General features: G+C 73.6%; 1 protein-coding gene. It reads right to left on the bottom strand.

Annotated features, from left to right (window positions below):
• A partial coding sequence (locus tag ACFQ87_RS44875; RefSeq protein ID WP_380616822.1) for a type I polyketide synthase occupies positions 1-4170 on the bottom strand: 4170 nt, incomplete at both ends.

Here is a 4170-nt window from a genome sequence, read left to right as displayed (position 1 = left end):
GCCGACTTCCCCGACAGCACCCACGGCACCACCGGCAGCGACGACTCAGCCGACTCCTCGGCCGAATCCTCCACCGGAGCCTGCTCCAGGATCACATGGGCGTTCGTCCCGCCGATGCCGAAGGCGGAGACGGCGGACCGGCGCGGCCGGCCGGTCTCCGGCCACTCCTTAGCCTCGGTCAGCAGCTCGACCGCACCCGCCGACCAGTCCACCTGCGGCGTCGGCTCATCGACATGCAGCGTCCGCGGCAGCACACCGTGCCGCATCGCCATCACCATCTTGATCACGCCGGCGACACCGGCGGCAGCCTGCGTGTGACCGATGTTCGACTTGACCGAGCCGAGCCACAGCGGACGGTCCGCGTCACGGTCCTGCCCATACGTGGCCAGCAGCGCCTGCGCCTCGATCGGGTCACCCAGTGTGGTGCCCGTGCCGTGCGCCTCCGCCGCGTCGACCTCGTCGGCCGCCAGACGGGCGTTGGCCAGCGCCTGGCGGATCACCCGCTGCTGCGACGGACCGTTCGGCGCCGTCAGACCGTTCGACGCGCCGTCCTGGTTCACCGCGCTGCCGCGCACCACGGCGAGCACCGGGTGCCCGTTCCGTCGGGCGTCCGAGAGCCGCTCGACCAGCAGCATGCCGACACCCTCGCCCCAGGCGGTGCCGTCGGCGGCGGCCGCGAAGGCCTTCACCCGGCCGTCCGCCGCCAGACCGCGTTGACGGCTGAACTCGACGAACAGCGCCGGGTTGACCATCACGGTGACGCCACTGGCCAGCGCCAGGTCGCACTCGCCCTGGCGCAGCGCCTGGGCGGCCAGGTGCAGGGCCACCAGCGACGACGAACACGCCGTGTCCACCGTCACCGCCGGCCCTTCCAAGCCGTAGGTGTAGGAGATGCGGCCCGACGCGACGCTGCCCGAGCTGCCGGTGCCGAGGTATCCCTCGACGCCCTCCGGCAGCGCCGGCAGGCCCGTGCCGTAGCCCTGGTACATCACACCGGCGAAGACGCCGGTCCGGCTGCCGCGCAGCGACAGCGGGTCGATCCCGGCCCGCTCGAACGCCTGCCAGGAGGCCTCCATCAGCAACCGCTGCTGCGGGTCCATCGCCAGCGCCTCACGCGGGGAGATCCCGAAGAGGGCGGGGTCGAAGGTCTCCGCGTCGTGCAGGAAGGCGCCCTCGCGCACGTACGACTTGCCTACCCGGTCCGGATCCGGATCGTAGATGTCCTCGTCCCAGCCACGGCCCGTGGGGAAGCCGCTGACGCCGTCGCGCCCCTCGGTGACCAGCCGCCACAGGTCCTCGGGCGACTCCACGCCGCCCGCGAAACGGCAGCTCATGCCGACGATCGCGATCGGCTCGTCGTCGACCGCCGCAACCGGGCTCGCGGATGCGAAGTCGTTCTGGTGACCGCTGAGCTGCGCCCAGAGGTGATCGGCCAGCACGGCCGGGGTGGGGTAGTCGAAGACCAGGCTGGCGGGCAGGCGCAGCCCGGTGGCCGTGTTCAGGCGGTTGCGCAGTTCGACGGCAGTCAGCGAGTCGAAGCCGAGGTCCCGGAAAGCCCGGCCGTCCTCGATGGTGGCCGTGGAGGCGTGGCCGAGTACGGCGGCGACCTGGGTGCGGATCAGTTCCACCAGGAACCGCACGCGCTCGGCCTCCGGCAGCGGCGCCAGTTGCTGAGCCAGCGCGCTGCCCGCTGCGGCGGGCCCGGAGGCCGCCGTCCGGCGCGAGGAGGTACGGATCAGCGCCCGCAGCAGGGCCGGCACCTCGCCGGCGGCGGCCGCCTGGGAGCGGAAGGCCGCCAGGTCGAGCTGGGCGGGCACGAGGGCCGGCTCGTCCGTCGCGCAGGCGGTGTCGAACAGGGCCAGGCCCTCCTGGGCGGTCAGGCCGCGCAGGCCACCGCGGGTCATGCGGCGCAGGTCAGTCTCGTTCAACTGGTCGGTCAAGCCGCTCAGTTCGGCCCAGAAGCCCCAGGCGAGCGAGACTGCGGGCAGGCCCTGGGCCTTGCGGTGCTGGGCCAGCGCGTCCACGAAGGCGTTGGCCGTCGCGTAGTTGCCCTGGCCCGGCGCGCCGAAGGTGCCGGCGGCGGAGGAGAACAGGACGAAGGCGGACAGGTCCAGGTCCCGGGTCAGCTCGTGCAGGTGCCAGGCGGCGTCGACCTTCGGCCGCAGGACGATGTCGAAGCGCTCGGGGGTGAGCGACTCGATCACGCCGTCGTCCAGTACCGCAGCGGTGTGCACGATCCCGGTGAGGGGGGCGTCGGCCGGAACCCCAGCGAGCAGAGCCGCAAGAGCCTCGCGGTCGGCGACGTCGCAGGCCGCGACCGTGACCTTGGCGCCGGCCTCGGTCAGCTCCGCGACCAGCTCGGCCGCGCCCGGGGCCGCCTCGCCGCGACGGCTGGCCAGCAGCAGGTGACGAACGCCGTGCCGGGCCACCAGGTGACGGGCCACCAGAGCGCCCAGCGTGCCGGAGGCACCGGTGACCAGCACCGTGCCCTCCGGTCCGAAGGCTGCCTTCGCGTCCTCGCCGGCCGCACCGGCCGCGCGCACCAGACGCGGCGCCCACACGGTGCCGCCGCGCACCGCCAGCTGCGGCTCAGCCGCGGCCAGCGCACCCGACAGGTCCCCGCCGTCGACGTCCAGCAGGACGATCCGCCCCGGGTGCTCGGACTGCGCCGAACGCACCAGCCCCCAGACCGAGGCCGCGGCCAGATCAGCGACGTCCGCGCCGGGCTCCACCGCGACGGCGCCCCGGGTCACCAGCACCAGCCGGGAGTCGGCCCACCGCTCATCCGCGGTCCACGCCTGCAGTACGGCCAGCACCCTGGTCGCCGTCTCGCGGACACCCGCGATCGGGTCCTCCATGCCGACGGCTATGGGAAGCAGAACCGTCCCAGGGACCTCCGCCCCGGCATCGATCGCGTCAGCCAGCGCCGCCAGATCCGCGTACCGCTCACCGGCCGCACTGCTCAGGCCTGCGGGCACCTCGCCCAGCCAGGCCCGACCGGCCGGCGCCGCGACCTCGTCGGGCACCCGCAGCTCGGTCCAGTCCACCCGGAACAGCGAGTCCTGGGCCGCGGCCTGCGCGGCGCCGATCTGCTCCGCCGACACCGGCCGCAGCACCAGCGACTCCACCGCCGCAACCGGTGCGCCGGCAGCGTCGGCCACCTGAAGGGACACGGCATCGGTGCCGGCGGGTGCCAACCGCACGCGCAGCTCCGTGGCACCGACCGCGTGCAGCGACACACCCGACCACGCGAACGGCAGTCGGCCCCGGTCGTCCTCGCCGAAGTCGCCGAACTCCACCGCGTGCACGGCGGCGTCGAGCAGCGCAGGGTGGAGACCGAAGCGGGCAGCCCCCGCGTGCTCGTCAGCCGGCAGCGCGACCTCGGCGAACACCTCATCGCCCCGACGCCAGGCGGCCCGCAGACCCTGGAACACCGGACCGTAGGCGAACCCGCTCTCGGCGAACCGCCCGTAGACGTCGGACACGTCGACGGCGACGGCATCCTGCGGCGGCCACACCAGCAGCTCGGCCGGAACAACACCCCCCGGCTCCACGGTCAGCACACCCACGGCGTGCCGAACCCACTCCCCCTCCACATCCTCAGCCTCATCGTGGACCCGAGAGTGCAGGGTGAAGGAGCGACGACCCGACTCGTCCAACTCGCCCACGACAAGCTGGATCTGGACACCACCGCGCTCGGGCACCACCAGCGGCGCCTCCAGCGTCAGCTCCTCCACGTGCTCACAACCCGCACGCTCACCGGCGCGCAGCGCCAGCTCCAGCATGCCCGTGCCCGGCACCAGGACCGTGCCCGCCACCGCGTGATCGGCCAGCCACGGGTGAGAACGCAGCGACAGACGACCGGTGAACAGGAAGCCGTCACCACTCGCGAGCGCCACCGCCGCGCCCAGCAGCGGGTGGTCCGCCGAACCCAGACCGGCGGAAACCACATCACCCACCGCACCCGCCGGAGCATCCAGCCAGTAACGCTCGTGCTGGAAGGCGTAGGTGGGCAGGTCGACCCGCTGGGCGCCCTGGCCTGCGAAGAGCTGCCGCCAGTCGACGGTGACGCCGCGGACGTGCGCCTCGGCGAAGGAGGCCAGCAGCCGTTCCAGGCCGCCCTCCTCACGCCGCAGCGACCCGACGGCCACCAGGCCGGAGTGGCCGAGC

It is taken from the genome of Kitasatospora sp. NPDC056531, assembly GCF_042794375.1.
In the GTDB taxonomy this organism is placed as follows: domain Bacteria; phylum Actinomycetota; class Actinomycetes; order Streptomycetales; family Streptomycetaceae; genus Kitasatospora.
The sequence above is the reverse complement of the archived record's forward strand: the minus strand, read 5'-3'. Positions and strand labels throughout refer to the sequence as shown.